The following is a 25,332-nucleotide window of genomic DNA, read 5'->3' on the forward strand; positions in this document are numbered from 1 at the left end:
GCGGAATGACCGGGCGTTTTTGCGTATGGCGTGGGGAAAGAAAAAGGGTGGGCGGAAGGAGCCGCTGTTCGGCTTGCCCGCGGCGCTCGCCGATCTGCGCCTGACCGCGGCGGACCGCATCCCCGGCGGCGACGACAAGCCGAAGAAATCAACGAAATCATCCGCAAAGCGCAAGAGCGAGGATTCCGGCGACGAGCCGCCGCGCGAGCGCAAGGCACAAGCCAGCCGCAGCGGTGCCAAACGCCGCACCAAGTCACGCATCGGCGCCAGCCTCGGCCGCCTGGTCTATTGGGGCGCAGTGCTCGGCCTGTGGGGCGCGATCGCGGTGGTCGGCGTCGTGATCTATGTCGGCGCCCATCTGCCGCCGATCCAGTCGCTGGAAATCCCCAAGCGGCCGCCGACGATCCAGATCGTCGGCATCGACGGCAGCATGCTGGCGCAACGCGGCGAGATGGCCGGCGCCAACGTCGCGCTGAAGGACCTGCCGCCGTATTTGCCGAAGGCCTTCATCGCCATCGAGGACCGCCGCTTCTATTCGCATTTCGGCATCGACCCCGTCGGCATCCTGCGCGCCCTCGTCACCAACGTCATGCATCGCGGCGTCTCGCAGGGCGGCTCGACGCTGACGCAGCAGCTCGCCAAGAACCTGTTCCTGACCCAGGAGCGCACCATGCAGCGCAAGCTGCAGGAGGTGGAGCTCGCGATCTGGCTCGAGCGCAAGCATTCCAAGGACGAGATCCTGGAGCTCTATCTCAACCGCGTCTATTTCGGCTCCGGCGCCTACGGCGTCGAAGCTGCCGCGCAAAAATATTTCGGCAAGTCGGCGAAGAGCGTCACCATCGCCGAGGCCGCGATGCTGGCCGGTCTCGTCAAATCGCCCTCGCGCCTCGCGCCGAACCGCAACCCCGAAGGCGCCGAAGCGCGTGCGCAAATCGTGCTCGCGGCGATGGCCGATGCAAAGTTCATCACCGATGCGCAGGCGCAGGCCTCGATCGGCCATCCCTCCTACAATGTGAAGCCGGTCGGCGCCGGCACGGTCAATTACGTTGCCGACTGGATCGGCGAGGTGCTGGACGATCTGGTCGGCCAGATCGACGAGAGCATCAAGGTCGAGACCACGATCGATCCGAAGCTGCAGAGCGTGGCGGAAGCCGCCATCATCGACGAGCTCGCGGCCAAGAGCGTGAAGTTCAATGTCAGCCAGGGCGCGCTGGTGGCGATGACGCCTGATGGCGCGGTGCGCGCCATGGTGGGCGGGCGGAACTATTCCGAGAGCCAGTACAACCGCGCTGTGACGGCCAAACGCCAGCCGGGCTCCTCATTCAAGCCGTTCGTCTATCTGACCGCGCTCGAGCAGGGCCTGACGCCTGATACGATGCGCCAGGACGCGCCGATCGAGGTCAAGGGCTGGAGACCCGAGAACTACACCCATGAATATTTCGGCGCGGTAACGCTGACGCAAGCGTTGGCGATGTCGCTCAACACCGTCGCCATTCGCCTCGGCCTCGAGGTCGGGCCGAAGAACGTGGTGCGCACCGCGCACCGGCTCGGCATCTCCTCCAAGCTCGAGCCCAACGCCTCGATCGCGCTCGGCACCTCGGAAGTCTCCGTGGTCGAACTGGTCGGCGCCTATGCGTCCTTCGCCAATGGCGGTCTCGCGGTGGCACCGCATGTCGTCACGCGGATCAGGACGCTGGGCGGCAAGCTGCTCTACATGCGCCAGCCTGAGGAGCGCAATCAGGTCATCGACCCCCGCTATGTCGGCATGATGAACGCGATGATGCGGGAGACGCTGATATCAGGCACTGCCAAGAAGGCCGAGATCCCCGGCTGGCCCGCGGCCGGCAAGACCGGCACCAGCCAGGACTACCGCGACGCCTGGTTCATCGGCTACACCGCGAGCCTCGTCACCGGCGTCTGGCTCGGCAATGACGACAATTCGCCGACCAAGAAGGCGACCGGCGGCGGCCTGCCGGTCGAAGTCTGGTCGCGCTTCATGAAGACGGCGCACGAGGGCGTGCCGGTCGCAGCATTGCCGAGCACACAAGGTGGCTGGGGCCTGTCCAATCTCGCGCAGGCGGCCTCGCAGGTGTCGCCGCCGACAGCGGCAGCGCCCGGGCCGGCACCCGCAAGCAATGGCGGCTATCGCCCGCCGCCGACGCGCGCCAATGCGCGGCCGGAAGCGGCGGCGGGGCTCGACGGCTGGCTGATGGACCGGCTGTTCGGTGGAAACCGATAGGCTCGGGCTGAGGTCTCCATGACCTCAGGACAAAAACTGCGAAAACAACCCCATGCACAGTAGCCGAAGATAACGAAATCAACGGCTTGCGGAGGCAGCCCAGACGCCTGAAGCACGTGCCTGGAAATCAGCGGCATCGCTTCGGCAAGTCCTGCCCAGCGCGGCAAAATTCGCCGCGGACCGCAACTCGCCTAAAGCAAAAACTCCAATCCCTTCAAGCTCCCGTCAGCGGCCCGGGATTTGCTCTCATAAGTTGAGCGAGGGTCTGGGAGCGTTCCATGATTTCAAATCTATCCAGCGCGGCGCTGCCGCATCTGCGGCCCGCTTCAGCATCCACTTCAAATGCGAGGTCTGGTCTTCAGGCGGTGGCACCGGATGCGACCGACGCGGCAACCAGCGGCTTCCGGATCGACCTCTCGCAGGTCAAGCCGCTGTCAGGCGCCAAGGTCATATCGGCCGCGGATGATCCCGTCCTGCATGACCTCATGGCAACGCATTGGCTGATCGCGCACGAGACGAATGCACCTCAGTCGATCGTCGCGGACAATGCGCCGGAGAATACCTACGCGCAGGTGAAAGTGGACGGCAAGGTGGTGGCCACGCTGTACAACGGCGGATCCTCGGCCATGACCAATCAGGCGAGCGCGAAGATCGGCAAGCTGGAGGATCCTCCCGGCCTGAGTGGACCGGATCTGGCGCAGTGGCGGGCCGACAATTACGCGAGGCTGCTCGGCGGCACCGTCGAAAAGGCGCCCACCGCGATCACGCAATCGCAATGGACACCGCGTGAAAGCAGTTCCGCGACCTACAGCCGCGAGCAACTCGACGCAGCGTTCCAGGCGATGCTGGCCGAGGGACAAAGAGTCATGGCGCAGCAGCAAGCACGCTATCCGGCGTCGCACGCGCAGGCGGGGACGAGTGCGGATTTCAGCGCGTGAGCGCAGCCTGAAGCCGCCTCATTCTCAACTGTCATTCCCCGCGAAGGCGGGGAATCCAGTACGCCGCGGCTTCTCGATTCAATCAGAGCCGTCTCGGCGTACTGGGTCGCCCGGTCAAGCCGGGCGACGACAGCGAGTGTTAGGCGAGAGCCCGCCCTAATCCTCGACCCCGTACCGGTGCAGATCATTGCCGTAGGTGTCGAGCCACTTCTTGGCGCGCTCCATCGACGGACAGACTTTTCCGCACACGCGCCAGAACCGCGCCGAGTGGTTCATCTCGACGAGATGGGCGACCTCGTGGGCGGCGAGATAGTCGAGCACGAAGGGCGGCGCGAGGATCAGGCGCCAGGAGAACGACAGCGAGCCGGCCGAGGTGCAGGAGCCCCAGCGGCTGGACTGATCGCGGATCGACAGGCGCTTGACCCTGACGCCGAGCTCGGCGGCGTAAGCCTCCGCCGATCGCTGCAGGTCGCCTCGCGCCTCGCGCTTGAGGAAGTCACTGACGCGGCGATCGACATGGTCGAGCCCACCGGCGACGCAGAGAATGCGTTCCCCGCTGTCGCGCGTCTCGGTCCACACCGTGCCGCGCGTGCCCGCGCGATGAACGATGCGATGCGGCGTGCCGCGGAGCGGTATCACCGTGCCCGGCTGGAACGGCGCGGCCTTCGGCAAGCGACCAAGGCGCGCCGCGATCCACGCACCGTGGCGCTGTGCGAAGTCTTTTGCCTCGGCCAGCGTGCCGCGCGGCGGCATGGTGAGGATGGCTTCGCGATCACTCGGATGAATTCTCAGCGTGTAACGGCGCGCACGGCGGTGCCGGCGCAGTCGGATGGCAAAATATTGCGATCCATGGGTGATCAGGACGGTCTTGGGTTCGTGGGGCCGCCGATAGAGGAGAGCGCGAGTGGCCATGTCTGTCAGTCCGGGGGGCAGGAGGGCGCCCGGATTCTGCCATAACCGCCGCCAGGGAAAGCGCTCGGCGCAAAAACAAATCATTTGCCCAATATACAGCGGTCTAGCGTCCGGGAGACCCTACAGACTGGGGTTGGAACCGGCTTTTTTCGCCCCCGCTGCACGCATGCGGCACCCCCAAGGGCTGAGGGCCGACTCACTCCTATAAGGCTACCTAAATACCGCGAATCTGGAGGGAGCCGGGCCCGGCCGGAACCTCCGGCGGGGCCTGAATTTTCGACGGGAAAGCCGAAAACGAAGGTTATTCGGCCGCGAGAGCCTGCAACGAGCTCGGATTTGCAGCGGAGACCATGAAGTCATGGATTCGCGGCACGATTTCCGACTTGAAACGCGAGCCGTTGAACACACCGTAATGTCCGACGCCCTTCTGGACGTAATGAACGCGGCGATGATCGGGGATCGAGCTGCACAATGTGTGCGTCGCTTCGGTCTGACCGAGACCCGAGATGTCGTCATTCTCGCCTTCGACCGTCATCAACGCCACGCGCGTGACCTTGGAGGGGTCCACGCGTGTTCCGCGATGGGTCATCTCGCCCTTCGGCAGCGAGTGCTTCACGAACACGGTGTCGACTGTCTGCAGGTAATATTCGGCAGAGAGGTCCATCACCGCGAGATATTCGTCATAGAACTCGCGATGCTTGTCGACGAGGTCGCCGTCGCCCTTCACCAGATGGGCGAAGAGCTGCTTGTGGGCGTCCATGTGGCGGTCGAGATTCATGCTGATGAAGCCGTTGAGCTGCAGGAATCCCGGATAGACGTCGCGCATCATGCCCGGATGGGGGAACGGCACCTTGGTGATGACGTGGTTGCGGAACCAGTCGATGCCGCGCTCCTGGGCGAGGTTGTTCACCGCAGTCGGATTGCGACGGGTGTCGATCGGGCCGCCCATCAGCGTCATCGAGGTCGGCACGAACGGATCGCGCCGCGCTTCCATGACCGAGACGGCGGCGACCACCGGCACGGAGGGCTGGCACACCGCCATGACATGGGTGTTGCCGCCGAGCACGTGCAGCATCTCGATGACGTAGTCGATGTAATCGTCGAGATCGAAGCGGCCATCGCTGAGCGGCACCATGCGGGCATCGGCCCAATCGGTGATGTAGACCTCATGCGCCGGCAGGAAAGCCTCGACCGTGCCGCGAAGCAGCGTCGCATAATGGCCGGACATCGGCGCCACGATCAGCACGCGCGGCTGCGGGCTGCGCAGCGGACGAGCGAACTTGCGATCGAAGTAGAGCAGCCGGCAGAACGGCTTTTCCCAGACCGAGCGAACCTCGACGGGGACGCGGATGCCGTTGACCTCGGTGTCGTCGAGGCCCCATTCCGGCTTGCCATAGCGGCGCGTGGTGCGCTCGAACAATTCGCAGGCCGCGGCAACCGACTTGCCGACCTCGGTGCGCGCCCAGGGATTGAGAGGATTCTGAAACAGCAGCTTGGTCGCGTCAGTGACCGCACGTGCCGGATTGAGAGAGGCGTGCGCCATCTCGTACATCCAGTACATCGGCGTCGTCAGGACCGGACTGCCTTCTGCAGCCAGGGGCGGTGCGCCGCCAAACTCACCAATAGGCATCGCTATATCCCTCTTCGCATCGCAGCATATTGCCGAATGCGTAATATTGCGTCAATGCATGGTTCCGTACATCTACGTAGCCGAAGTGACTAAACCAGCCGGAATCCACGGGAAAGTGACGCTATTCGCCGCCTGACAGCAGCGAGCCGTGCCGTTTGGCGCTGCGCAAAAGGGCAAGGAATGCTGCAAAAGATGCAACCAGAAGGACGGCGTTGATGGCCAGCGCCTCCAGCATCAGGTCGGCGCGGAAGGTGTTTTCGATCAGCAGCGCGCGCATCCCCTCGAAGGCATAGGTCGGCGGCAACGCCCAAGCGACGTATTGCAGCCAGGCCGGCAACACGCTGACGGGATAGTAGACGCAGGCGAGCGGCAGGATCGCGAACATCAGGGTCCAGACGATGCTCTCGGCGCCGAGGCCGTTTCGCAGCACGAGACCCGACACGAAGATGCCGACCGACCAGCTCGTGAAGATCAGATTGCAGAAGAACGCGATCAAGGGCAGGCCCAGGGCATAGACATTGAAGTGGAACATGAACAGGGCGAGCAAGGTCATCGGAATGATCCCGATCGCAAGCCGGATCAGGCTCATGACCATCAGCGACAGCAGAAACTCGATCGGCCTCAAGGGGCTCATCATGAGGTTGCCGATGTTGCGCGCCCACATCTCCTCCAGGAACGAGATGGAGAAGCCGAGCTGCCCGCGGAACAGGATGTCCCAGAGGATGACGGCGCCGATCAGGGTGCCGCCGGCGCGCGCGAAGAAATTGGAATTCTCGGCGATGTAATACTGGATGAAGCCCCAGGTGATGACCTGCAGCGCCGGCCAGTACAGCAATTCGAGCAGCCGCGGCCAGGACGACAGCAGGAGGTACCAGTAGCGCAGGATCATCGCACCGATGCGGTGGACGGAGATGCCGCGGTGGAGGGAAACCTCGCTCATCGCACCACCTCCTTGGCACCGTTCACCCGGCCGCGCGCGACGTCCAGAAACACCTCCTCCAGCGTGGTGCGGTTGTAGCGGGCCATGATCGCCTCCGGCGTGTCGTCGTCCTCGATGCGGCCGCGTTTCATGATGATGACGCGGTCGCAGAGCCGCTCGACCTCGAGCATGTTGTGCGAAGCCAGGAGGATGGTGGCGTTGTTGTCCTTGCGATAACGCTCCAGATGCGCCCGCACCCAGTCGGCGGTGTCAGGATCGAGCGAGGCGGTCGGCTCGTCCAGCAGCAGCAGCTCGGGCCGGTTGATCAGCGCTTTGGCGAGCGCCACGCGGGTCTTCTGCCCGGCGGACAGCTTGCCGTTGGCGCGGTCGATGAAATCGGTGAGATCGAGATCGTCCGCAAGCTCGGCGATGCGGCCGGCGAGGTTCTTCACCGCATAGAGCTTGCCGAACACGGTGAGGTTCTGCCGCACCGTGAGCCGCATCGGCATGTCGACATAGGGGCTCTCGAAGTTCATCCGCCCCAGCACGGCAGCGCTCTCCTCGGGCATTCCATGACCGAGCACCTGTACGCGGCCGGAGGTCGGCAGCACCAGGCCCATGATCATCGCGATGGTCGTGGTCTTGCCGGCGCCGTTGCCGCCCAGAAGCCCGGTGATGCTGCCGCGCGGCAGCGAAAAGGAGATGTCGTCGACGGCGCGGATCTGCTTGTAGACCTTGACGAGGTGCTCGACCGCGATCGCCGCGGACGAGCTGCGCTCCGCGACAGTCGGCCGACTTGAAGCCTTGCCATTCTCGGTCATGCTGGTCGTTCTTCTGCTATTGCAGCGGATAGCGCAAGGCTTGTAATCCGGTGGTTCCGCGAGCCCAGCGTTTGTGATCTTGGAAGGCACCGCCACATTGGCCGATATGACTGAAATTGCTGCTTCCGACTTTCGCCACGCGCAGCGGCATATCCGCCTGGACACGATCCTGCGGCTGCGCTGGCTGGCGGTGCTGGGCCAGCTCGCCGCGATCTTCATCGTGGCGCAGGGGTTGGAATTCAACGTCGAGATCGTCCCCTGCGTCAGCATCATCGCCTTGTCGGCCGCGCTCAATCTGGCGCTCCAGACCGTGTCCAATCCGCTGCAGCGGCTGGAGCCGATGCAGGCGGCCGGACTGCTCGCGCTGAACATCGTGGAGCTGGCCGGTCTGCTGTACTTCACCGGCGGACTGCAGAACCCGTTCTCGTTCCTCTTCCTCGCGCCGGTGCTGATCTCGGCCACGGCGCTGCCGGCGCGCTTCACGTTCGGTCTCGGCGTGCTGGCCGTGGCCTGCGCCTCGGTCCTTTTCTTCTTCCACCTGCCGCTGCCCTGGGATTCCGACGATCCCCTGGTGCTGCCGCCGATCTATCTCGTCGGCGTCTGGCTCTCGATCGTGCTCGCGATCGGCGTCACCAGCCTCTACTCGTTCCAGGTGACGGAAGAGGCGCGCAAGCTCGCGGACGCGCTGGCCGCGACCGAGCTGGTGCTGACGCGCGAGCAGCACCTGACCCAGCTCGACGGGCTCGCCGCTGCGGCCGCGCACGAGCTCGGCACGCCGCTCGCGACGATCTTTTTGATCTCGCGCGAGCTGGAAAAGACGGTGAAGGACGCCAGCTTTGCCGCCGACCTGAAGACGCTGCGCGAGCAGACCCAGCGCTGCCGCGACATCTTGAGTAAGATCACCCAGCTCTCCTCCACCGGCGCGCCGTTCGACCGCATGAAGCTGTCGGAGCTGATCGAGGAGGTGGTGGCCCCGCACCGCGATTTCGGTGTCGAGATCAAGGTGCGGATCGCGGTCGCCGCCGTGTCCGAACCTGTCGGCTCGCGCAATCCGGCGATCCTCTACGGCGTCGGCAACATCGTCGAGAACGCGGTCGATTTCGCCCATACCACCGTCGAGGTGAATGCGTGGTGGAACAAGGACACGATCGAGCTTCTGATCTCCGACGATGGCCCCGGCATTCCGCCCGATATCCTGAACCGGATCGGCGAGCCCTATCTGTCGCGGCGGCGAAATACGGATGACGGCGGTGGTGAGCGACGCGGTCTCGGATTGGGCGTGTTCATCGCGCGTACATTGCTGGAACGCACCGGCGCGAAGGTCTCGTTTACCAACCGGATCTTTCCGGAACACGGCGCGGTGGTCCAGATCACATGGCCGCGACAGCGTTTTGAGGCTATCGAGAGCCTCGAAGAAACAATAGGATAGGCCGCGACCTTGCGTCGCACAACAGGGCCGATCGACTATCGGCGGCCTTGGCACCGCCCGATTGCGAGGCCATATGTAGACGCGTTGGAGAGAGGACAAAACCTTGAACGCCATCGCCGAACTGAACGAACAGACCGACCGCTCGCTGCTCATCGTGGAGGACGACAAGCCGTTCCTGGAGCGGTTGTCGCGCGCCATGGAAACGCGCGGCTTCTCGGTGACGTCGTGCGACACCGTCTCGGACGGTCTTGCGCAGATCGGCAAGGCAGCGCCGGCATTCGCCGTAGTGGATTTGCGGCTCGGCGACGGCAACGGCCTCGACGTGGTTTCGGCGCTGAAGAAGAAGCGCCCGGATGCGCGCGCGATCGTGCTGACCGGCTATGGCAACATCGCCACCGCCGTCACCGCGGTGAAGATGGGCGCGATCGATTATCTCTCGAAGCCGGCGGATGCCGACGACGTCGTCGCGGCGCTGCTGTCGACCAGCGCGGAGAAATCCGAGCTGCCGACCAACCCGATGTCGGCCGACCGCGTGCGCTGGGAGCACATCCAGCGCATCTACGAGATGTGCAACCGCAACGTCTCGGAAACGGCACGGCGGCTCAACATGCACCGCAGGACGTTGCAGCGCATTTTGGCCAAGCGCGCGCCGAGGTAAGTTTCCGCCGCACTCGTGCCCCGGACGCAGCGCAGCGCTTCTTCAGCGGTGCGCTGCAGAGCCGGGGCCCATGACTCGGCATACATTGCGGCCTCTGGGTCCCGGCTCTGCGCAGCAGCGTTTCACGCTGCAGCGCGTCCGGGACACGAGACCGTCCTACTCCCAAAAATCGGCGTGCCCTTGCGGATCGACCAGCCGGTTGATCCGAAGCGCCGCCGCCATTCCAAACCGCACCGTCATCTGCTTGCGCGTGGCGGCTGCGAGCTTGTGCTCGGGCGCTTCGCATTGCATGTGCGCGCCATAGGCGTCGGCGATGATCAGGCCGGTGTCATCCGGAAAGATCTCGCACGGCAGGTCCTGCGTGAAGGCGAAGAACAGCCGGTCGCAATGGGCGCGGTATTCGTGCCATTTCTGGTCGGCGCGCAGATCCTCCACCGACGATTTGATCTCGACGATCCAGATCTCGCCGCGCTCGTTCAGCGCCACGAGATCGGCGCGCCGGCCCGAGGGCAGCGGCAATTCGCTGATGCAGGTAAAGCCGAGCGAACGCAGCAGCCGCGCGGTGCCGCGCGCGACCGCGAGCGCCGTCTCCGACTGGCGACGATCAGGGGGCGGCACGAGGGCGATGTTGCGGGCGGAGCTGTCCATGGGGGGAGGATAGCCGATTCCGTTTGGGGCGGACACTCTCTCCATTCGTCATTCCGGGGCGAGCGGAGCGCGAGCCCGGGATGACAGCGAACGAACGGAACCTCCCCTCCCCCACGCACTTATCACGCAGCCGCCGCACCTCGGCGGACCATCGAGGCTGCGCGGATGATCGACGATCTCTGGTACAAGAACGGCGTGATCTATTGCCTTTCCGTCGGCTCCTATATGGACGCCAACGGCGATGGCGTCGGCGACTTCAAGGGCCTGCTCCGCCGGCTCGACTATCTGCACGGCCTCGGCATCACCACGATCTGGCTGATGCCGTTCCAGACCTCGCCCGGCCGCGACGACGGCTACGACATCGCCGACTATTACAGCGTCGATGCCCGCTACGGCACGCTCGGCGATTTCGTCGAGTTCGCCCACGGCTGCAAGCAGCGCGGCATCCGCATCATCATCGATCTCGTCGTCAACCACACCTCCGACCAGCATCACTGGTTCAAGGAGGCGCGGCGCGACAAGACTTCGCCCTATCGCGACTGGTATGTGTGGTCCGACAAGAAGCCCGCCGGTGCCGACAAGGGCATGGTGTTTCCCGGCGTGCAGAAATCGACCTGGACGCGCGACAAGGAAGCGGGCGCGTATTACTTCCACCGCTTCTACGATTTCCAGCCCGACCTCAACACCTCGAACCCGCATGTGCAGGCCGAGATTTTGAAGATCATGGGTTTCTGGATCCAGCTCGGCGTCTCCGGCTTCCGCATGGACGCCGTGCCCTTCGTGATCGCGACCAAGGGCGCGAAGGTGAAGAAGCCGGTCGAGCAGTACGACATGCTGCGCGCGTTCCGCGAATTCCTGCAATGGCGGCAGGGCGACGCCATCATCCTCGCCGAAGCCAACGTGCTGCCGAAGACGGACATGGAATATTTCGGCCGCGATGCCGACCGCATGCACATGATGTTCAACTTCCACGTCAACCAGCATCTGTTCTACGCGCTGGCGTCCGCCGACTCGCGCCCGCTGGCGAAGGCGCTGAAGGCGACCAAGCCGCGGCCGGCTTCGGCGCAATGGGGCCTGTTCCTGCGCAATCACGACGAGCTCGATCTCGGACGGCTGACCAAGGCGCAGCGCGATGCCGTGTTCAAATCGTTCGGCCCCGACAAGGACATGCAGCTCTACGACCGCGGCATCCGCCGCCGCCTCGCGCCGATGCTGGGCGGCGACCGCCGGCGGCTCGAGCTCGCCTACAGCCTGATGTGCACGCTGCCGGGAACGCCCGTGATCCGCTATGGCGACGAGATCGCGATGGGCGACGACCTCTCGCTGCCGGAACGCAATTGCGCGCGCACGCCAATGCAATGGTCGACCGAGCCGCATGGCGGCTTCACCAAGAGCGACAAGCCGGCCTGCCCCGTGATCGACAAGGGGCCTTACGGCTATCCGCACGTCAACGTCGCAAAGCAGCGGCGCGATCCCAACTCGATGCTGAACTGGACCGAGCGCATCGTCCGCATGCGCAAGGAAGTACCTGAAGTTGGCTGGGGCGATTTCGCGATCATTCCGGTGCGCGATCCCGCCGTCTTCATCATGCGCTACGACTGGCGCAACAATTCGGTGCTGTTCGTGCATAACCTCGACGAGAAGCCGCGCGAGATTGCATTCTCCGCGGGGCTGCCGGATGAGGCCGGCGCGCACCTGATCAATCTGCTCGCGGAGGACCATAGCCATGCCGACAAGCGCGGCCAGCACCGAATCGTGCTGGAGCCGTATGGCTATCGCTGGTACCGCGTCGGCGGGCTGGACTATCTGTTGAAGCGGAGCGACATCGACGGGGATACGGTGAGAGGGAAGAAGCATCCGGGGTAGTGCCCAACTGTAACCGCACACCCCACTGTCGTCCCCGCGCACGCGGGGACCCATAACCACAGGAAGAAGTTTGTGGCGAGCGGGCAACTCCGAATCGTCGCCAAACCACTCCCTGTGGTTATGGATCCCGGATCTGCGCTCCGCTTCGCTGCGCTTGTCCGGGACGACATCTCACGGCGGGGCCACCACCACCCCCTCATTGCCGCGCAGATCCAGCACGCCTTCGATCCGCTCGTCCTCGCGATCCAGGAACGTCGACAGCAGTATGCTGCTGCCGAAACGGATCGCGCTGGTGGTGACCGCGACCGGATCGGGACCGAGATTGAGCGCCACGATCACCGCCCGGCCCTCGGCCTCGCGGCGATAGATCAGGAGATCGCCTTGCGCCGCGATCGGATGATAATCGCCCGCGACCAGCGGCCGACTGCTCTTTCGCAGGGTGACCAGGCGTTTGTAGAGGCTGAGGATCGAGCGCGCATCGGCTTCGAGGTTGGCGACATTGTCGCGCGCATAGTGCTCCGGCAGCGGCAGCCACGGCCGCGCCGCGGAGAAGCCTGCGAATTCGGTAGCATCCCACTGCATCGGCGTGCGGCAGCCATCGCGGCCGACACCGATGCCGGGCACGTTCTTCTCGAAGGGGTCGCGGACATCCTCCGGCGCGATGGCCACCTGATGCATGCCGATCTCGTCGCCGTAATAGAGCGTCGGCGTGCCGCGTAGCGTCAGCAGCAGCATGGCGGCGACGCGGGCCTGCTCCGGCCCGACGCGGCTCGCGACCCGCGGGCGGTCGTGATTGCCGAGCACCCAGTTCGGCCAGGCGCCGCGCGGCAGCGCCTTCTCGTAATCCTCGATGATTGTCTCGATCGACCGCGCGCTCCAGAACGTCGAGAGCAGCGCGAAGTTGAACGGCATCTGGGCGCCGGTGAGGTCGTTGCCGTAATAGGCCATGAGACGGTGCAGCGGCAGATAGATCTCGCCGATCAGGACGCGGGCCCCGAATTCGTCGGTGACGCGCCGCATCTCGACGATCACGTCGTGCACCTCGGGCTGGTCGGTGGAGTATTGCGTCATGATCCTTTCGTTGGGCGGCCGGCCCTCGACGTAATGCGGATTGGGGGGGTTGTCGCGGAATTCGGCATCCTTGATCAGGTGCCAGATCACGTCGACGCGAAAGCCGTCGACGCCCTTGTCGAGCCAGAACCGCATCACGTCGTAGATCGCGGCGCGGACGTCCGGATTGCGCCAGTTCAGGTCCGGCTGCTGGGCGAGGAAGGCGTGGTAATAATACTGCCCCGTGGTCTCGTCGAACTGCCACCCGCTGCCGCCGAACTCGGACAGCCAGTTGTTCGGCACCCCGCCGCCGGGTGCCGGATCGCGCCAGATGTACCAGTCTCGCTTGGGATTGTCGCGCGAGGCGCGGCTCTCGACGAACCAGGGATGCTGATCGGAGGTGTGATTCGGCACGAGGTCGAGGATCAGCTTCAGGCCGTTGTCGTGGACGGCGGTGATCAGCGCATCGAAATCGGCCATCGTGCCGAACAGCGGCTCGATGCCGGTATAGTCGGCGATGTCATAGCCGAAATCTTCCATCGGCGAGGGGAAGATCGGCGACAGCCAGATCGCGTCGACGCCGAGCGATTTGACGTAAGGCAGCCGCTGCAAAATGCCGGCGAGATCGCCGACGCCGTCATTGTTCGAATCCTGAAACGAGCGCGGGTAGATCTGATAAAAGATACCGTCGCGCCACCAGTTCTCATCGCCTTGAGCCAAGATCGTCCCCCGAATGCGCTTCGCGCGGAAAGCAACGCGAGATCGCGCCAGGGGTTCAGACCAACAGGGCTTTGGGACGGCTATGTGACGTCGGCGGCAGTGAACGCGCCGCCCGGGTCCACATGGCGTGGTTCCGCCCGGAATCGCCGCAATTCCGCGCCAGTCCGGCCTTTGTTCCGGCTTCAGCCCACCGCGATGCCAGTGGAACTTCGGTTCCGAGGGACGAAACCACTGGAGGGACCCATGAGGTCACGCATCACACTGTGCTCGCTCGCCTTCGCACTCGCCACATTGCCGCTCGCGGCAGGACTATCTCCCGCCTTCGCCAAACCGACCGTCGAGGTGGCCTTCGTGCTCGATACCACCGGCTCGATGGCGCGCCTGATCGAAGGTGCCAAGCGCAAGATTTGGTCGATCGCCACCACGATCGTCGATTCCAATCCGGACGCCGACATCCGCATGGGCCTCGTCGCCTATCGCGACATCGGCGACGACTATGTGACGTCGAAGATCGAGCTGACCCGGGACATCCAGGATCTCTACGCCAATCTACTCGAGCTGAAAGCGCGCGGCGGCGGCGACTGGCCGGAAAGCGTCAACGAGGCGCTCGACGTCGCCGTCAACAAGCTGCAATGGACGCCGGGCAGCGAGGCCAGGCACATCGTATTCCTGGTCGGCGATGCGCCGCCGCACATGGACTACGCCCAGGACACCAAATATCCGACGACGCTCGCGGTCGCCAGGCAAAAGGACATCATCGTCAATGCCGTGCTCGCCGGCGATGCCCGCGATACCGAGCGAGTCTGGCGCGACATCGCACAGATCGGCAGCGGCCGCTTCATCCCGATTCCGCAGGATGGCGGGCAGGTCGTGGTGATCGAGACGCCCTACGACCAGGACATCATCATCCTGCAGCAGCAGCTCAACGGCACGGTGATCCCCTATGGCCCGCGCGAAACGCAGAAGCGGACCGAGATGAAGGTTCAGCAAACGGCCAGCGTTGCGGCGGCCTCGCGGGCAACCGCAACCGACATGGCGAGCTACATCAACAAGAGATCCGCCTCGACCGCGGAAGCCGTCACCGGCGGCGGCGATCTCGTCGCCGATGCCGCCAAAGGCACGACCAACGTCGCCTCCGTCAAGGACGCCGACCTGCCCGAGAACCTGCGGGCCATGAAACCCGAGCAGCGCGAGGCCGAAGTCGCCAAGCAGGTCGAGCAGCGCAAGGCCTTGAACGAGAAACTTACCGCGCTGGTCGGCAAGCGCGACAAGTATATCGCCGAGCAGGCCGCGAAGTCGCCCAAGACGTCGTCCTTCGACGGGGTCGTCCGGGAGGCATTGAAAGCGCAGATCAAATGATTGCCGCGAGGAGGCCGGGGAACGTTCGTCCCCCGGCCTTCTCGCACGAATCTTTTGCTTGGCGGCCTGGCAAAAATCGGCATTGTGGCGCCATGACCGAGCAAAACGACACCCAAGAATCTTCGCAAACCAAGGCCGGCGCGATCATCGTCCCCGTGACGCTGTTCGAGCAGAACTGCACCATCATCTGGGACGAGCCCAGCAAGAAGGCCGTGGTGATCGATCCCGGCGGCGACGTGCCGAAGATCCTGGACGCGATCAAGCAGACCGGCGTCACCGTGGAGAAGATCTGGCTGACCCACGGCCATATCGACCATGTCGGCGGCGCGGCCGATTTGCGCGATGCGCTGAAAGTGCCGATCGAGGGGCCGCATGTCGCCGACAAATTCCTGCTCGACAACGTCGTGGAGAGCGGCGCGCGGTTCGGCATGACCGGGGTGCGCAATTTCGAGCCCGACCGTTGGCTCGACGAGGGCGACAGCGTGTCGATCGGCGGCCTGCGGTTCGACATCTTTCACTGTCCCGGCCACTCGCCCGGCAGCGTGGTGTTCTTCAGCAAGGATCTGCGCTTCGCCCATGTCGGCGATGTCCTGTTTGCAGGCTCGGTTGGCCGCACCGATCTGCCCGGCGGCAGCCATGCGACGCTGATCAACTCGATTCTGACCAAGCTGCTGCCGCTCGGCGACGATGTCGGCTTCATATGCGGCCACGGCGCCGGCTCCAGCATCGGCCAGGAACGGATGACCAATCCGTTCATCACCGGCGAGATGTAGCGGTCTTACTCGGCGGCCTCGGTGAGCACGGGCTCGCCGAGGTGACGATCGCCCCAGTCGCGGATCGCGGCGACGACCGGCACGAAGCTTTTGCCCTTGCGCGTCAGGCGATACTCGACCTTCGGCGGCACTTCGCCAAAATCCTTGCGGTCGATCAGGCCGCTTTCGGTCAGCGCCTTCAATTCACGGCTGAGTACGCGCGGGGTGATCTCGGCGCTGCCTTCCGTGCCGCGCAACAGGCCGCTCCTGATCTCGCCATAGCGGCGCGGGCCATCCTTCAGATCCCAGACGATGCGGAGCTTGTACTTGCCGCTGATCATCTTCTGAAACGCCGCGACCGGACAGGTGCGCGCCGGGTTCGCCTTCGCCATGTCGTCTCCTCCACGCGTCGGATTCTTGTTTTGACGCGTTTTCTTCAAGCCAGCCGGCATCCACTTCGCTCGAAAACGCTATGGCGAAGAGGATAGGAGCGACGTCGAAAAAGTCCATACTATCAATTTTGTCCATACTTGCAGGATCGCTCGCAAGCCGCAGATGATGACGCACACGACGAACAGGGAGCGTCACATGAAGCACTTCATGATCCGATACGAATTCAGGAACGGCACGACGGAGGCCTGGCACCAGGAGATCGGCCGCTTCGTCAAGGCGATCGACGGCGATCCGGAGCTCAAGGGGCGGATCGGCTATCGTGTCCTCAAGAATCGCGACGACGGCAGCTATTTCCATCTCGCCAGCGTCGCCGACGATGCCGCGCAAAAAGCGCTGCAATCGCGCGACTTCTTCCGGGCATATCAGGAGATGACGCGGAAGGTCGCCGGCGGCGAGGTGACGGTGACGCCGATCGAGTGGATCGGTCAGACGGCGTAGCTCAGGCGGGATGAAGCAACGGCATCCCCACAAACTCCGCTGTCGTCCCGGACAAGCGTAAGCGCAGATCCGGGACGACAGCGGGGCTACTTCATCAGCCCCGCGGCGGTCAGTGCGCGCGTGATGATCTGGCCGAGATCGAAGCCGCGAGCCTCCTCGCGTGTCGGCTCGGCCGGCTGCTCGGCGACCGCTGCGCGGATCGAGCGGGCGAGATGCGGCGCGGGCGTCAGTGCCGGCTGCGCTATCGGCTTGGCCTCCGCTTTTGCAGCGTCTGCAATCCAGCCGGTGAGGCCGAAGAATTTTGCGATGTGATAGGACGAGGAAATGCCGGCCTCGATCAGGAATGCGCCTTCCACGCCATAGCGCTGGTCGTTGTCGGCAAGCCCGAGCGGCGTGCCATGCGCCATGTCGGTGATGGCGTAGGACTCGACCAGCGTCTCGCCGTCCTTGCCCCACCAGGCCTGGCGCGGATAGCCGTCGACATTGGTCTCCGCCATCGGCGCTTCCGGCAGATCGTGCAGATCGAGCCACTGCTTGACGATCTCGTTGGCATTGCCGGGATTGACGGTGCGGTCGGCGCTGCCGTGCCACACCGAGACCTTCGGCCAGGGACCGCGATAATCCGAGGCGTTGCGCACGAGATCGCCGAGCTCGCGCGCGGGACGCGTCGGGGAATGAAACATGCCGTCCAGCGCCTCGCGCAAATTCGAGGCGATGCCATAGGGCAGTCCGGCGATGACCGCACCGGCCGCGAAGACTTCCGGATAGGTCGCGAGCACCACCGACGTCATGCCGCCGCCGGCGGATAGGCCGGTGACGAAGACGCGCCTGGGATCGATGCGATGCGCCTCGACCATGTGCGCGATCATCTCGCGGATCGAATGCGCCTCGCCGCTGTCCCGCGCCGTATCTTCCGGATTGAACCAGTTGAAGCAGGTGTTGCCGTTGTTGATGCGCTGCTGCTCGGGCATCAGCAGCGCGAAGCCATAGTGCTTCGCGAGCGTCGACCAGCCCGCGCCGAGATCGTAGCCCGCTGCCGTCTGCCCGCAGCCATGCAGCACGACGACCAGCGCGCGCGGCTTCTGCAACTGCTCCGGCACGAACGCGAACATGCGCAAGGCGCCCGGGTTGTCGCCGAAGCCGGTGACCTCTTGCAATGGACTGGACGCATCCGCGCTTCGGCCGAGCTCGGCAAAGCGCAGACCGTCCAGCCTCGGCAGACGTCTCAACAGATCAACATTTTTGGCTAGCGACACGGCAACTTCCTGGTGGGCGGCTTTCAACGTTCAGCCAAACCAGATAGTTGCTGCATTGCAAAATAAAAAGACCGTGCGCTGTCAATCGACCAAAATCACGGGAAATTCCGCCGAAATCCGCACGAATCAACCGCAATGCCTCGCCTTCACGCCGATGCACGACGCATCCACGACAGAAATGCGGCACAGATCATGATTAATGTCACAAACAGCGCAAGCGAGACCAGAAATCCTGCGCGCGCTGATTGCAGGGCATCGACCGCGAAGAACACCGCGCCGATTGCGGCCACTCCGGCCGCATTTCCGACCTGCGCCGTCGTGCCGTACATGCCGGACGCGGAGCCTGCGGCGACAGGCTTGACGGTCGAGAGTACCGCGCCGGAGAGCGGCGCCATCACCAGTCCCTGACCGTAGCCGAAGATGATCATGATGAACGCGAGCAGGAGCGGCGATGGCGCATCTATATAGGCCGCAACAAGCGCGAGCGCGGCGAGGCCTGCGATCTGCAGCGCACACCCTTCGATCAACACCTTGGTGCCGCGATGACGCGCCCGCGCGCCGCTGTGGCGCGAGGCCACGACGAAGGCAAGCGCAAGCGGGATGAAGGCCAGGCCGGCTGACAGCGGCGGGATTTTCAGGCCGCGCTGCATGAACAGCGTCATGACCAGATAGAAGGAAAGATTGGCCAGGAAGAAAAAGAAGGCGGCGCCAAGTCCGCGCAGGAAAGCGGCATCCGCCAGCAGCGTGAGGTCGATCAACGGCATGCCGCCGGCACCAGCGACTGCGTGCTCGAGCTTCAGGAACGCTACGAGGACGACGCCGCCGACCGCCATCACGGCCCACAGCCAGGGTGCCCAGCCGACATCGTGACCAAAAAGCAGCGGGCCGATCAGGCACAGCAGCCCCGCGAACAGGACCAAGCTGCCCTTGATGTCGAGCCTCGTCCCTGATCGCCGCGGCACCGACGGCATGATGCGCCAGGCGGCACCTGCAATGACGAGGCCGCAGGGCACGTTGACGAAGAACACCGAACGCCAGCCGGTGCCGGCAAGGTCGATCGTGACCAGCAGGCCGCCGAGCAGGAAGCCCGCGGCACCCGCCAGCCCCAGCACGATCCCGTAGATGGCGAATGCGCGGCTGCGTGTCTCGTCGGTGAAGAGGAGATGCAGCGTCGCCAGCACCTGGGGCACCATCAGCGCCGCGGTCGCGCCCTGCGCCAGGCGGGCGATGATCAACTCCACCCCTGAGAGCGCGAGCCCGCACCACAGCGAGGTCGCCGTGAAGCCGAGCACGCCGGCCAGGAAAATAGTCTTGGTGCCATGGATGTCGCCGAGCCGGCCGCCTGTGACGACAAGCGTGGCATAAGCGATCAGGTAGATCGCGATGACCGCTTCGATCTGCGCGGGCGTGGCATTCAGATCGACCGCAATGGTCGGGATGGCGACGTTCACGATGAAGGCATCGACGCCGAACATGAACTGGGCGGCCACGACGATGGCCAGCACCCACCAGCGGCGGGACGAATCGACTTGTTGTGTGACGATCTGATGCATCGGCGCATGACCCGGAACTATCGTTGCCTGATGATTTCAGGTCGTGGGCGGTGGCGCGATTACCTCGCAGGTCAGATTCGTGCGCTCTTCGCCTCTCCCCGCTTGCGCTAGGGCCATCGCACATGCTTCGCGGCGACATCGGAGCAAGCGTCTCGTCCTTCGAGCCGACCGCTTCGCGGCCTCCTCAGGATGAGGCTGAACTACGTCGGTGTGCTTTGAAACTGCACCGGCGTACTCCGCCCTCATCATGAGGGCCCGCCAACGGCGGGCGTCTCGAAGGAGATGCCGCGGCGGAGGTTGCCTCAAATGCGATAGCCCTGCCGCAAGCGGGGAGAGGGAGAAGAGGCAACTTCGCCGCATGCCTGCATTCCGCCGCGCGGGACACCGCGCGATTGCGTTCGCGCCCTCCGACACGTAGCCTCACCGTCTCAACAAACAGAAAATCAAAGCCGGAGAGACGTCATGGCGCGCCTGAAGTTCGGAGCCTTCCTTGCCCCGCATCACCCGATCGGGGAGCATCCGATGCTCCAGTTCCGGCGCGATCTCGACCTGGTCGAGCAGCTGGACGCGCTCGGCTATGACGAGTTCTGGTGCGGCGAGCATCATTCCTCGGGTTGGGAGATGATCGCCTCGCCGGAGATGTTCCTGGCGGCGGCCGGCGAGCGCACCAAGCGGATCAAGCTCGGCACCGGCGTGGTGTCGTTGCCCTATCATCATCCCTATAATGTTGCCCAGCGCATGGTGCAGCTCGACCACATGACCGGCGGCCGCGCCATCTTCGGCTCCGGTCCCGGCGCGCTCGCCTCCGACGCGCACACGCTCGGCATCGATCCGATGACGCAGCGCGACCGCCAGGACGAGGCGATCGGCGTCATCCGCCGCCTCTTCAACGGCGAGCGCGTCACGGCCAAGAGCGACTGGTTCACCATGAACGACGCCGCGCTGCAGATCCTGCCGTTGCAGGAGGAAATGCCGTTCGTCGTGGCCTCGCAGATCTCGCCCTCCGGCATGACGCTCGCCGGCAAATACGGCTGCGGCATCATCTCGCTGGGCTCGATGACGACGCAGGGGCTGATGTCGCTGCAGCAGCAATGGCAGTTCGCCGAGGACGCCGCGAAGAAGCACGGCACGAAGGTCGACCGCGCCGATTGGCGCGTGCTCCTGACCTTCCACATCGCCGAGACCCGCGAGCAGGCGCGCAAGGAAGCAGGCGCCGGGCTGATGCGTTGGCACAATGAGTATAATGTCGGCACGCTGCAGCGGCCGGGCCTGACCGCGTTCTCCTCGCCCGACGAGGCCGTGGACAAGACCGCCTTCGTCGATGGCGCGGCGTCTACCATCGGCACGCCCGACGATCTCGTCAAAACCATCAAGAACGTGATGCAGGTCTCCGGCGGCGTCGGCGCCATCATCGGCTTCGTGCATGACTGGGCCAATCCGGAAGCCACGCGCCGGAGCTGGGACATGGTGGCGCGCTACGTCGTGCCCGAGATCAACGGCTATATCGATGGCCTACGCAGGTCGCAAAAATTCGTAATCGAGAACCGCGCCATCTTCGAGCGCGCAGGCCAGGCGGTGATGGCCAAGATCATGGAGAACGAGAAGGCCGCCGAGGCGCTGAAGGTGACCGGCCCCGGCCGCGTCGCCATTCCCGCCGTCAACGCGCCGGATCTGCAGAAGGAAGCGGCGAAGCGCTAGGGCGCGCTCATCTCGTCGTCCCGGGGCGCGCGTAGCGCGAACCCGGGACCCATAGCCACGGATGCAGCTTTACGAAGACTCGGAGTTACCTGCCTCGCACCACAACTTCTCCCTGGGGTTATGGGTCCCGGCATTCGCCGGGACGACGGCGGTGGGTGTGACGATTTTGTGCGCAAGACGGTCGCAGCTCATCGCGACCGGATCGTGCTATGTTCGCGATGCCTGCCAACCGGAGCAATCGTCATGTCGATGCAGAATGTGGCCGCACCGGCGCCCGACTACACCGCGCCCAAACGCAACGCGCTGACGCACATTCCCGGCGACGAGGGCTGGCCGATCATCGGCAAGACCTTCCAGGTGCTGGCCGATCCCAAGGGCCATATCGAGGCGAACGGCGCCAAATATGGCCCGGTCTACCGCACCCATGTGTTCGGCGAGACCAATGTCGTGTTGCTCGGGCCCGAGGCCAACGAACTCGTGATGTTCGACCAGCAAAAGCTGTTCTCCTCGACCCACGGCTGGAACAAGGTGCTCGGCCTGTTGTTTCCGCGCGGATTGATGCTGCTCGATTTCGACGAGCACCGGCTGCACCGCAAGGCGTTGTCGGTCGCGTTCAAGTCCGGGCCGATGAAGTCCTACCTTGCCGATCTCGACCGCGGCATCTCCGCGCGGGTCGCGCAGTGGAAGGCCAAGCCCGGCGAGATGCAGCTCTACCCCGCGATGAAGCAGCTCACGCTGGATCTCGCTGCGGCGTCGTTCCTCGGCGCCGATATCGGGCCGGAGGTCGACGAGATCAATCGCGCCTTCGTCGACATGGTCGCCGCTGCTGTCGCGCCGATCCGCCGTCCCCTGCCCGGCACCCAGATGGCCGCCGGCGTCAGGGGGCGCAAGCGCATCGTCGCCTATTTCCGCGAGCAGATCCCGCTGCGACGCGGCAATCACGGCGGCGATGATCTGTTCTCCCAGCTCTGCCGTGCCACCCATGAAGACGGCGCGCTGCTGTCCGAGCAGGACATCATCGACCACATGAGCTTCCTGATGATGGCGGCGCACGACACGCTGACCTCGTCGCTGACCTCCTTCATCGGCGAGCTCGCCGCCAATCCGGACTGGCAGGACAGGCTGCGCGCGGAAGTGCTCGCGCTCGGGCTCGCGCCAGGCGCCCCGAGCAGCTTCGACGATCTCGAAAAGATGCCGCTGTCCGAGATGGCGTTCAAGGAAGCGCTGCGGATCAAGCCGCCGGTGCCCTCGATGCCGCGCCGCGCCATGCGCGATTTCACCTTCAAGGGCTTTACGATTCCCGCCGGCACCGCGGTCGGCGTCAATCCGCTCTATACGCATCACATGAAGGACATCTGGCCGGAGCCGGATCGCTTCGATCCCTTGCGCTTCACCGAGGAGGCGCAGCGCAATCGCCACCGCTTCGCCTGGGTCCCGTTCGGCGGCGGCGCGCATATGTGCCTCGGCCTGCACTTCGCCTACATGCAGGCGAAATGCTTCGCGCGGCACTTTTTGCAGAACATCGAGGTGTCGCTGGAGCCGGGCTACAAGCCGGACTGGCAGATGTGGCCGATCCCGAAGCCGCGGGACGGGCTAAGAGTGCGGGTGAAGGCGGTCTGATTTTCTCGTGTCCCGGACGCGCGAAGCGCGAGCCGGGACCCAGAATCTTGAAGCTCGTTCAGTTTGGAGCGATGGGCCCCGGCTCTGCAGCGCACCGCACCGGACGATGCTTCGCATCGCCGGGGCGCTGCGCTGCGTCCGGGGCACGAGATCTCGTAGGTGGGCAAAGGCGCGTAGCGCCGTGCCCACGATTTGCCGTGATGGAAAGAGTTGGTGGGCACGGCGCGCGAAGAGCGCGCCTTTGCCCACCTTACGGCACCGTCTCCGTTGCTTACGCCCCCTGATCGAACGCCTTGCGCAGCGCCACATAGCCCTGCTGCTGCTGGCTCCAGTTGCGGCCGCCGGTCATGGCGCCGTCGACGACGAGGTCGTGGCCGTTGATGAAGCTGGATTCGTCGCTGGCCAGGAACACCGCGGCCTGGGCGATGTCATCGGGAAGGCCCGCGCGCGGGATCGGCTGCGCGGTCTTGTAGACCTCGCGCATCACCGCCGGCGTCTTCTCGGCGGCATCGGTCGACAGCCCGAGCGCCTTGCCGAAGATGCCGGTCGCGATCGCGCCCGGCGAGATCGCGTTGACGCGCACATTGGACTCCCCGAGCTCCATCGCCACGCATTTGGTGAGATGGATCACCGCGGCCTTGGCCGCGCTATAGACCATCGAGGACGAGAAGCCGGCGAGGCGCCCGGCGATGCTGCCGTTGTTGATGATGCTGCCGCTCCCCTGCTTCTTCATGGCGGGCGCGGCGTGCTTCATGCCGAGCATGACGCTGCGCACCAGGGTCGCCATCGCCGCATCGAAGCGCTCGACCTCGAGGCCCTCGATGCCGCCGGTCTGCGCCGGGCCGCCGGCATTGTTGAACAGGCAGTCGATCCGGCCGAACTTGTCCACGGCGAGCGCGATCAGGGCCTGCATCTGCGCTTCGACCGTCACGTCGGTCTGACGGAAGATGCAGTCCGACCCGAGCTGCTTCGCCAGCGCCTCGCCTTCCGGTACACGCCGGCCCGCGATCACAATTTTGGCACCTTCGGCAACGAAGACTTCCGCAGTGCGCAATCCGATCCCGCTCGTCGCTCCCGTGATCACCGCAACCTTGCCGTCCAGCCTGCCCATGGAATGTTCCTGTTTTCGAACGATTTGATGCCAAATGGCGAACATCGACCGCTGCCGTCGCAGCAGCGGCCACTATCCCTGCCTGCCTCCGACAAGGCAAGCTATGCTTGGGTGAACTGGATGCGTAACATCCTCATGGACCGATCGAATTTCGAACGCATATCCCAACTGAGCTGCGCATGGGGAAGCTGATCGACGAATTTCGCAAGGGCTGGCAGGGCGCGGCGCCGCCATCGGTCGGTCTGAGCATTGCGTTTGCGGTGGCCTGCCTGCTGATTGCCACGCTGACGCGCTGGGCCCTCGCCCATGTGCGGCCCGACGTCTACTTCACCCCCTATTTCCCGGCCGTGTTCTTTGCCGCCGCGTTCGGCGGCTTCCGGATCGGGATCGTGACCGCGCTCGTCGGCGGCGTGCTCGGCGTCGTGGTGAATTTCGGCGATGCCTTCGCCGATCGCGCGCGGTTTGCCCTGCTGGCGCTGTATTGGGCGGTCTGCGCGCTCACCATCTGGGGCGTCGAGCACTATCGCACCATGCTGGCGGAGCAGCGCCGGATCTCCAAGCGACTGATCGAGGAAGAAGAGTATCGGAAACTGCTGGTCGACGAGCTCCAGCACCGGCTGAAGAACAAGCTGTCGACGGTGCACGCCGTGCTGCACCAGGTGCTGCATGACCAGCCGCTGGTCTGGGCCCGGATCGATCCGCGGCTACGCTCATTGGCCGCGACCGACGATTTGATCTCGCGGATCGACAAGGCCGGCTGTGATATCCGCGACCTCCTGATCTCGGAGCTCGGCCCCTACGGCCATGTCCGCTTCACCCTCAATGGCGATCGACTGTTCCTGCCGCCGAAGCTCGCGGTCACGCTGTCATTGATGTTTCACGAACTGGCCACCAATGCGGGCAAGTACGGCGCATTCTCCGCGCCGCGCGGTCTGCTGCAGGTGTCATGGACCGCCAGCGACGACCGCCTGATCATCACCTGGGACGAGACCGAGGGTCCGAGCGTGGACGAGGTGTCCGAGCCCGGCTTCGGCACCAAGCTGCTGAAATCGGCACTGTCGGCGTTCGATGGCAGGACCGAGCTCTCTTACTTGAAGACCGGGCTGCATTGCATCATGCAGTGCCGCATTCCCCGAAGCGAATAGCATCGCGCGTCAAGCGAACGCCGGCCCGCGCACCCGCCCGCAGTTTCACATGGGCTGTTGACGCTCTGTTAATGACGATCGTCGCCGCGCGTCGCAACGTCGCAAGTTTCCTCCAAA

General features: G+C 64.6%; 21 protein-coding genes. 11 read left to right on the forward strand and 10 right to left on the reverse strand.

Translation table 11 applies throughout. The features are described from left to right. Positions 1–25: 25 nt before the first annotated feature. Positions 26–2,239: a transglycosylase domain-containing protein gene (locus tag AABA84_RS19495; RefSeq protein ID WP_212243707.1), complete on the forward strand. Its 2,214-nt coding sequence runs from the start codon at positions 26–28 to the stop codon at positions 2,237–2,239. Between the two features lie 278 nt (positions 2,240–2,517). Continuing rightward, entirely contained in the window at positions 2,518–3,177 is a 660-nt protein-coding gene (locus tag AABA84_RS19500; protein WP_338312796.1) for a hypothetical protein, read from the forward strand. A 156-nt stretch (positions 3,178–3,333) separates the two neighbouring features. Here AABA84_RS19500 and AABA84_RS19505 read toward each other — a convergent pair whose 3' ends face one another. From AABA84_RS19505 to AABA84_RS19520, 4 genes are all read right to left on the reverse strand, one after another. Then, positions 3,334–4,173, reverse strand: coding sequence for a M48 family metallopeptidase (locus tag AABA84_RS19505; RefSeq protein WP_212243703.1), 840 nt, complete (start codon positions 4,171–4,173; stop codon positions 3,334–3,336). A gap of 217 nt (positions 4,174–4,390) precedes the next feature. After that, positions 4,391–5,719, reverse strand: coding sequence for a polyhydroxyalkanoate depolymerase (locus AABA84_RS19510; RefSeq protein WP_212243699.1), 1,329 nt, complete (start codon positions 5,717–5,719; stop codon positions 4,391–4,393). A gap of 121 nt (positions 5,720–5,840) precedes the next feature. After that, entirely contained in the window at positions 5,841–6,659 is an 819-nt protein-coding gene (locus AABA84_RS19515; RefSeq protein ID WP_212243698.1) for an ABC transporter permease, read from the reverse strand. Continuing rightward, positions 6,656–7,459, reverse strand: coding sequence for an ABC transporter ATP-binding protein (locus tag AABA84_RS19520; protein WP_338306104.1), 804 nt, complete (start codon positions 7,457–7,459; stop codon positions 6,656–6,658). Before AABA84_RS19520 ends, AABA84_RS19515 begins: the two co-directional genes overlap by 4 nt. Before the next feature lie 106 nt (positions 7,460–7,565). Here AABA84_RS19520 and AABA84_RS19525 point away from each other — a divergent pair, with 106 nt between their 5' ends. Continuing rightward, the gene (locus AABA84_RS19525) at positions 7,566–8,888 is read left to right on the forward strand and encodes an ActS/PrrB/RegB family redox-sensitive histidine kinase (RefSeq protein WP_212243695.1); all 1,323 of its coding nucleotides are present in this window, start codon (positions 7,566–7,568) and stop codon (positions 8,886–8,888) included. Between the two features lie 103 nt (positions 8,889–8,991). Next, positions 8,992–9,546 carry an ActR/PrrA/RegA family redox response regulator transcription factor gene (locus AABA84_RS19530; protein ID WP_095424935.1) on the forward strand — a complete coding sequence of 185 codons (555 nt, stop codon included), beginning with the start codon at positions 8,992–8,994 and terminating at the stop codon, positions 9,544–9,546. Between the two features lie 156 nt (positions 9,547–9,702). On the opposite strand, the gene AABA84_RS19535 is transcribed toward AABA84_RS19530, so the two are convergent. Continuing rightward, the gene (locus AABA84_RS19535; protein ID WP_338312797.1) at positions 9,703–10,194 is read right to left on the reverse strand and encodes an MmcB family DNA repair protein; all 492 of its coding nucleotides are present in this window, start codon (positions 10,192–10,194) and stop codon (positions 9,703–9,705) included. 165 nt (positions 10,195–10,359) lie between these two features. Between AABA84_RS19535 and AABA84_RS19540 the strand changes: the two genes are divergently transcribed. Then, positions 10,360–12,060, forward strand: coding sequence for an alpha-amylase family protein (locus AABA84_RS19540; RefSeq protein WP_338312798.1), 1,701 nt, complete (start codon positions 10,360–10,362; stop codon positions 12,058–12,060). Between the two features lie 171 nt (positions 12,061–12,231). Here the strand turns inward: AABA84_RS19540 and AABA84_RS19545 are convergent, their stop codons facing one another. Then, positions 12,232–13,830 carry an alpha-amylase family glycosyl hydrolase gene (locus AABA84_RS19545; RefSeq protein WP_338312799.1) on the reverse strand — a complete coding sequence of 533 codons (1,599 nt, stop codon included), beginning with the start codon at positions 13,828–13,830 and terminating at the stop codon, positions 12,232–12,234. A gap of 243 nt (positions 13,831–14,073) precedes the next feature. Here AABA84_RS19545 and AABA84_RS19550 point away from each other — a divergent pair, with 243 nt between their 5' ends. Both AABA84_RS19550 and AABA84_RS19555 read left to right on the forward strand, forming a co-directional pair. Then, a complete protein-coding gene (locus AABA84_RS19550; RefSeq protein ID WP_338306112.1) occupies positions 14,074–15,189 on the forward strand; it encodes a vWA domain-containing protein in 1,116 nt (371 codons plus the stop codon). 92 nt (positions 15,190–15,281) lie between these two features. Then, complete coding sequence (locus AABA84_RS19555; RefSeq protein WP_338312801.1) at positions 15,282–15,962, forward strand: MBL fold metallo-hydrolase; 681 nt, start codon at positions 15,282–15,284, stop codon at positions 15,960–15,962. A 5-nt stretch (positions 15,963–15,967) separates the two neighbouring features. Here the strand turns inward: AABA84_RS19555 and AABA84_RS19560 are convergent, their stop codons facing one another. Beyond that, complete coding sequence (locus tag AABA84_RS19560) at positions 15,968–16,333, reverse strand: winged helix-turn-helix transcriptional regulator (RefSeq protein WP_212243688.1); 366 nt, start codon at positions 16,331–16,333, stop codon at positions 15,968–15,970. Positions 16,334–16,529: 196 nt separating this feature from the next. Between AABA84_RS19560 and AABA84_RS19565 the strand changes: the two genes are divergently transcribed. Then, a complete protein-coding gene (locus AABA84_RS19565) occupies positions 16,530–16,832 on the forward strand; it encodes a hypothetical protein (protein WP_246549923.1) in 303 nt (100 codons plus the stop codon). Positions 16,833–16,918: 86 nt separating this feature from the next. Here the strand turns inward: AABA84_RS19565 and AABA84_RS19570 are convergent, their stop codons facing one another. Further along, positions 16,919–18,088, reverse strand: coding sequence for an extracellular catalytic domain type 1 short-chain-length polyhydroxyalkanoate depolymerase (locus AABA84_RS19570; protein WP_212243686.1), 1,170 nt, complete (start codon positions 18,086–18,088; stop codon positions 16,919–16,921). A 146-nt stretch (positions 18,089–18,234) separates the two neighbouring features. Further along, a complete protein-coding gene (locus tag AABA84_RS19575) occupies positions 18,235–19,641 on the reverse strand; it encodes an MFS transporter (RefSeq protein ID WP_212243685.1) in 1,407 nt (468 codons plus the stop codon). A 462-nt stretch (positions 19,642–20,103) separates the two neighbouring features. Here AABA84_RS19575 and AABA84_RS19580 point away from each other — a divergent pair, with 462 nt between their 5' ends. Together AABA84_RS19580 and AABA84_RS19585 are read left to right on the forward strand one after the other, a co-directional pair. After that, positions 20,104–21,339 carry an LLM class flavin-dependent oxidoreductase gene (locus tag AABA84_RS19580; RefSeq protein ID WP_212243683.1) on the forward strand — a complete coding sequence of 412 codons (1,236 nt, stop codon included), beginning with the start codon at positions 20,104–20,106 and terminating at the stop codon, positions 21,337–21,339. Between the two features lie 243 nt (positions 21,340–21,582). Then, positions 21,583–22,959, forward strand: a complete 1,377-nt coding sequence (locus AABA84_RS19585; protein ID WP_212243680.1) for a cytochrome P450 — start codon at positions 21,583–21,585, stop codon at positions 22,957–22,959. Between the two features lie 271 nt (positions 22,960–23,230). Here AABA84_RS19585 and AABA84_RS19590 read toward each other — a convergent pair whose 3' ends face one another. Then, a complete protein-coding gene (locus AABA84_RS19590) occupies positions 23,231–24,070 on the reverse strand; it encodes an SDR family NAD(P)-dependent oxidoreductase (RefSeq protein WP_212243678.1) in 840 nt (279 codons plus the stop codon). A 179-nt stretch (positions 24,071–24,249) separates the two neighbouring features. Here AABA84_RS19590 and AABA84_RS19595 point away from each other — a divergent pair, with 179 nt between their 5' ends. Next, positions 24,250–25,215, forward strand: coding sequence for a sensor histidine kinase (locus AABA84_RS19595; RefSeq protein WP_212243677.1), 966 nt, complete (start codon positions 24,250–24,252; stop codon positions 25,213–25,215). The last annotated feature ends 117 nt before the right edge of the window (positions 25,216–25,332 follow it).

The organism is Bradyrhizobium sp. TM239, assembly GCF_036247985.1.
Lineage (GTDB): Bacteria > Pseudomonadota > Alphaproteobacteria > Rhizobiales > Xanthobacteraceae > Bradyrhizobium > Bradyrhizobium ottawaense.

Coding starts and splice junctions, on each gene's coding strand:
- AABA84_RS19580 (WP_212243683.1), top strand. CDS start 20,104: ATGGCGCGCCTGAAGTTCGGAGCCTTCCTTGCCCCGCATCACCCGATC.
- AABA84_RS19595 (WP_212243677.1), top strand. CDS start 24,250: ATGGGGAAGCTGATCGACGAATTTCGCAAGGGCTGGCAGGGCGCGGCG.
- AABA84_RS19515 (WP_212243698.1), bottom strand. CDS start 6,659: ATGAGCGAGGTTTCCCTCCACCGCGGCATCTCCGTCCACCGCATCGGT.
- AABA84_RS19590 (WP_212243678.1), bottom strand. CDS start 24,070: ATGGGCAGGCTGGACGGCAAGGTTGCGGTGATCACGGGAGCGACGAGC.
- AABA84_RS19525 (WP_212243695.1), top strand. CDS start 7,566: ATGACTGAAATTGCTGCTTCCGACTTTCGCCACGCGCAGCGGCATATC.
- AABA84_RS19585 (WP_212243680.1), top strand. CDS start 21,583: ATGTCGATGCAGAATGTGGCCGCACCGGCGCCCGACTACACCGCGCCC.
- AABA84_RS19510 (WP_212243699.1), bottom strand. CDS start 5,719: ATGCCTATTGGTGAGTTTGGCGGCGCACCGCCCCTGGCTGCAGAAGGC.
- AABA84_RS19540 (WP_338312798.1), top strand. CDS start 10,360: ATGATCGACGATCTCTGGTACAAGAACGGCGTGATCTATTGCCTTTCC.
- AABA84_RS19495 (WP_212243707.1), top strand. CDS start 26: ATGGCGTGGGGAAAGAAAAAGGGTGGGCGGAAGGAGCCGCTGTTCGGC.
- AABA84_RS19550 (WP_338306112.1), top strand. CDS start 14,074: ATGAGGTCACGCATCACACTGTGCTCGCTCGCCTTCGCACTCGCCACA.
- AABA84_RS19555 (WP_338312801.1), top strand. CDS start 15,282: ATGACCGAGCAAAACGACACCCAAGAATCTTCGCAAACCAAGGCCGGC.
- AABA84_RS19500 (WP_338312796.1), top strand. CDS start 2,518: ATGATTTCAAATCTATCCAGCGCGGCGCTGCCGCATCTGCGGCCCGCT.
- AABA84_RS19575 (WP_212243685.1), bottom strand. CDS start 19,641: ATGCATCAGATCGTCACACAACAAGTCGATTCGTCCCGCCGCTGGTGG.
- AABA84_RS19560 (WP_212243688.1), bottom strand. CDS start 16,333: ATGGCGAAGGCGAACCCGGCGCGCACCTGTCCGGTCGCGGCGTTTCAG.
- AABA84_RS19520 (WP_338306104.1), bottom strand. CDS start 7,459: ATGACCGAGAATGGCAAGGCTTCAAGTCGGCCGACTGTCGCGGAGCGC.
- AABA84_RS19505 (WP_212243703.1), bottom strand. CDS start 4,173: ATGATTTGTTTTTGCGCCGAGCGCTTTCCCTGGCGGCGGTTATGGCAG.
- AABA84_RS19535 (WP_338312797.1), bottom strand. CDS start 10,194: ATGGACAGCTCCGCCCGCAACATCGCCCTCGTGCCGCCCCCTGATCGT.
- AABA84_RS19565 (WP_246549923.1), top strand. CDS start 16,530: ATGAAGCACTTCATGATCCGATACGAATTCAGGAACGGCACGACGGAG.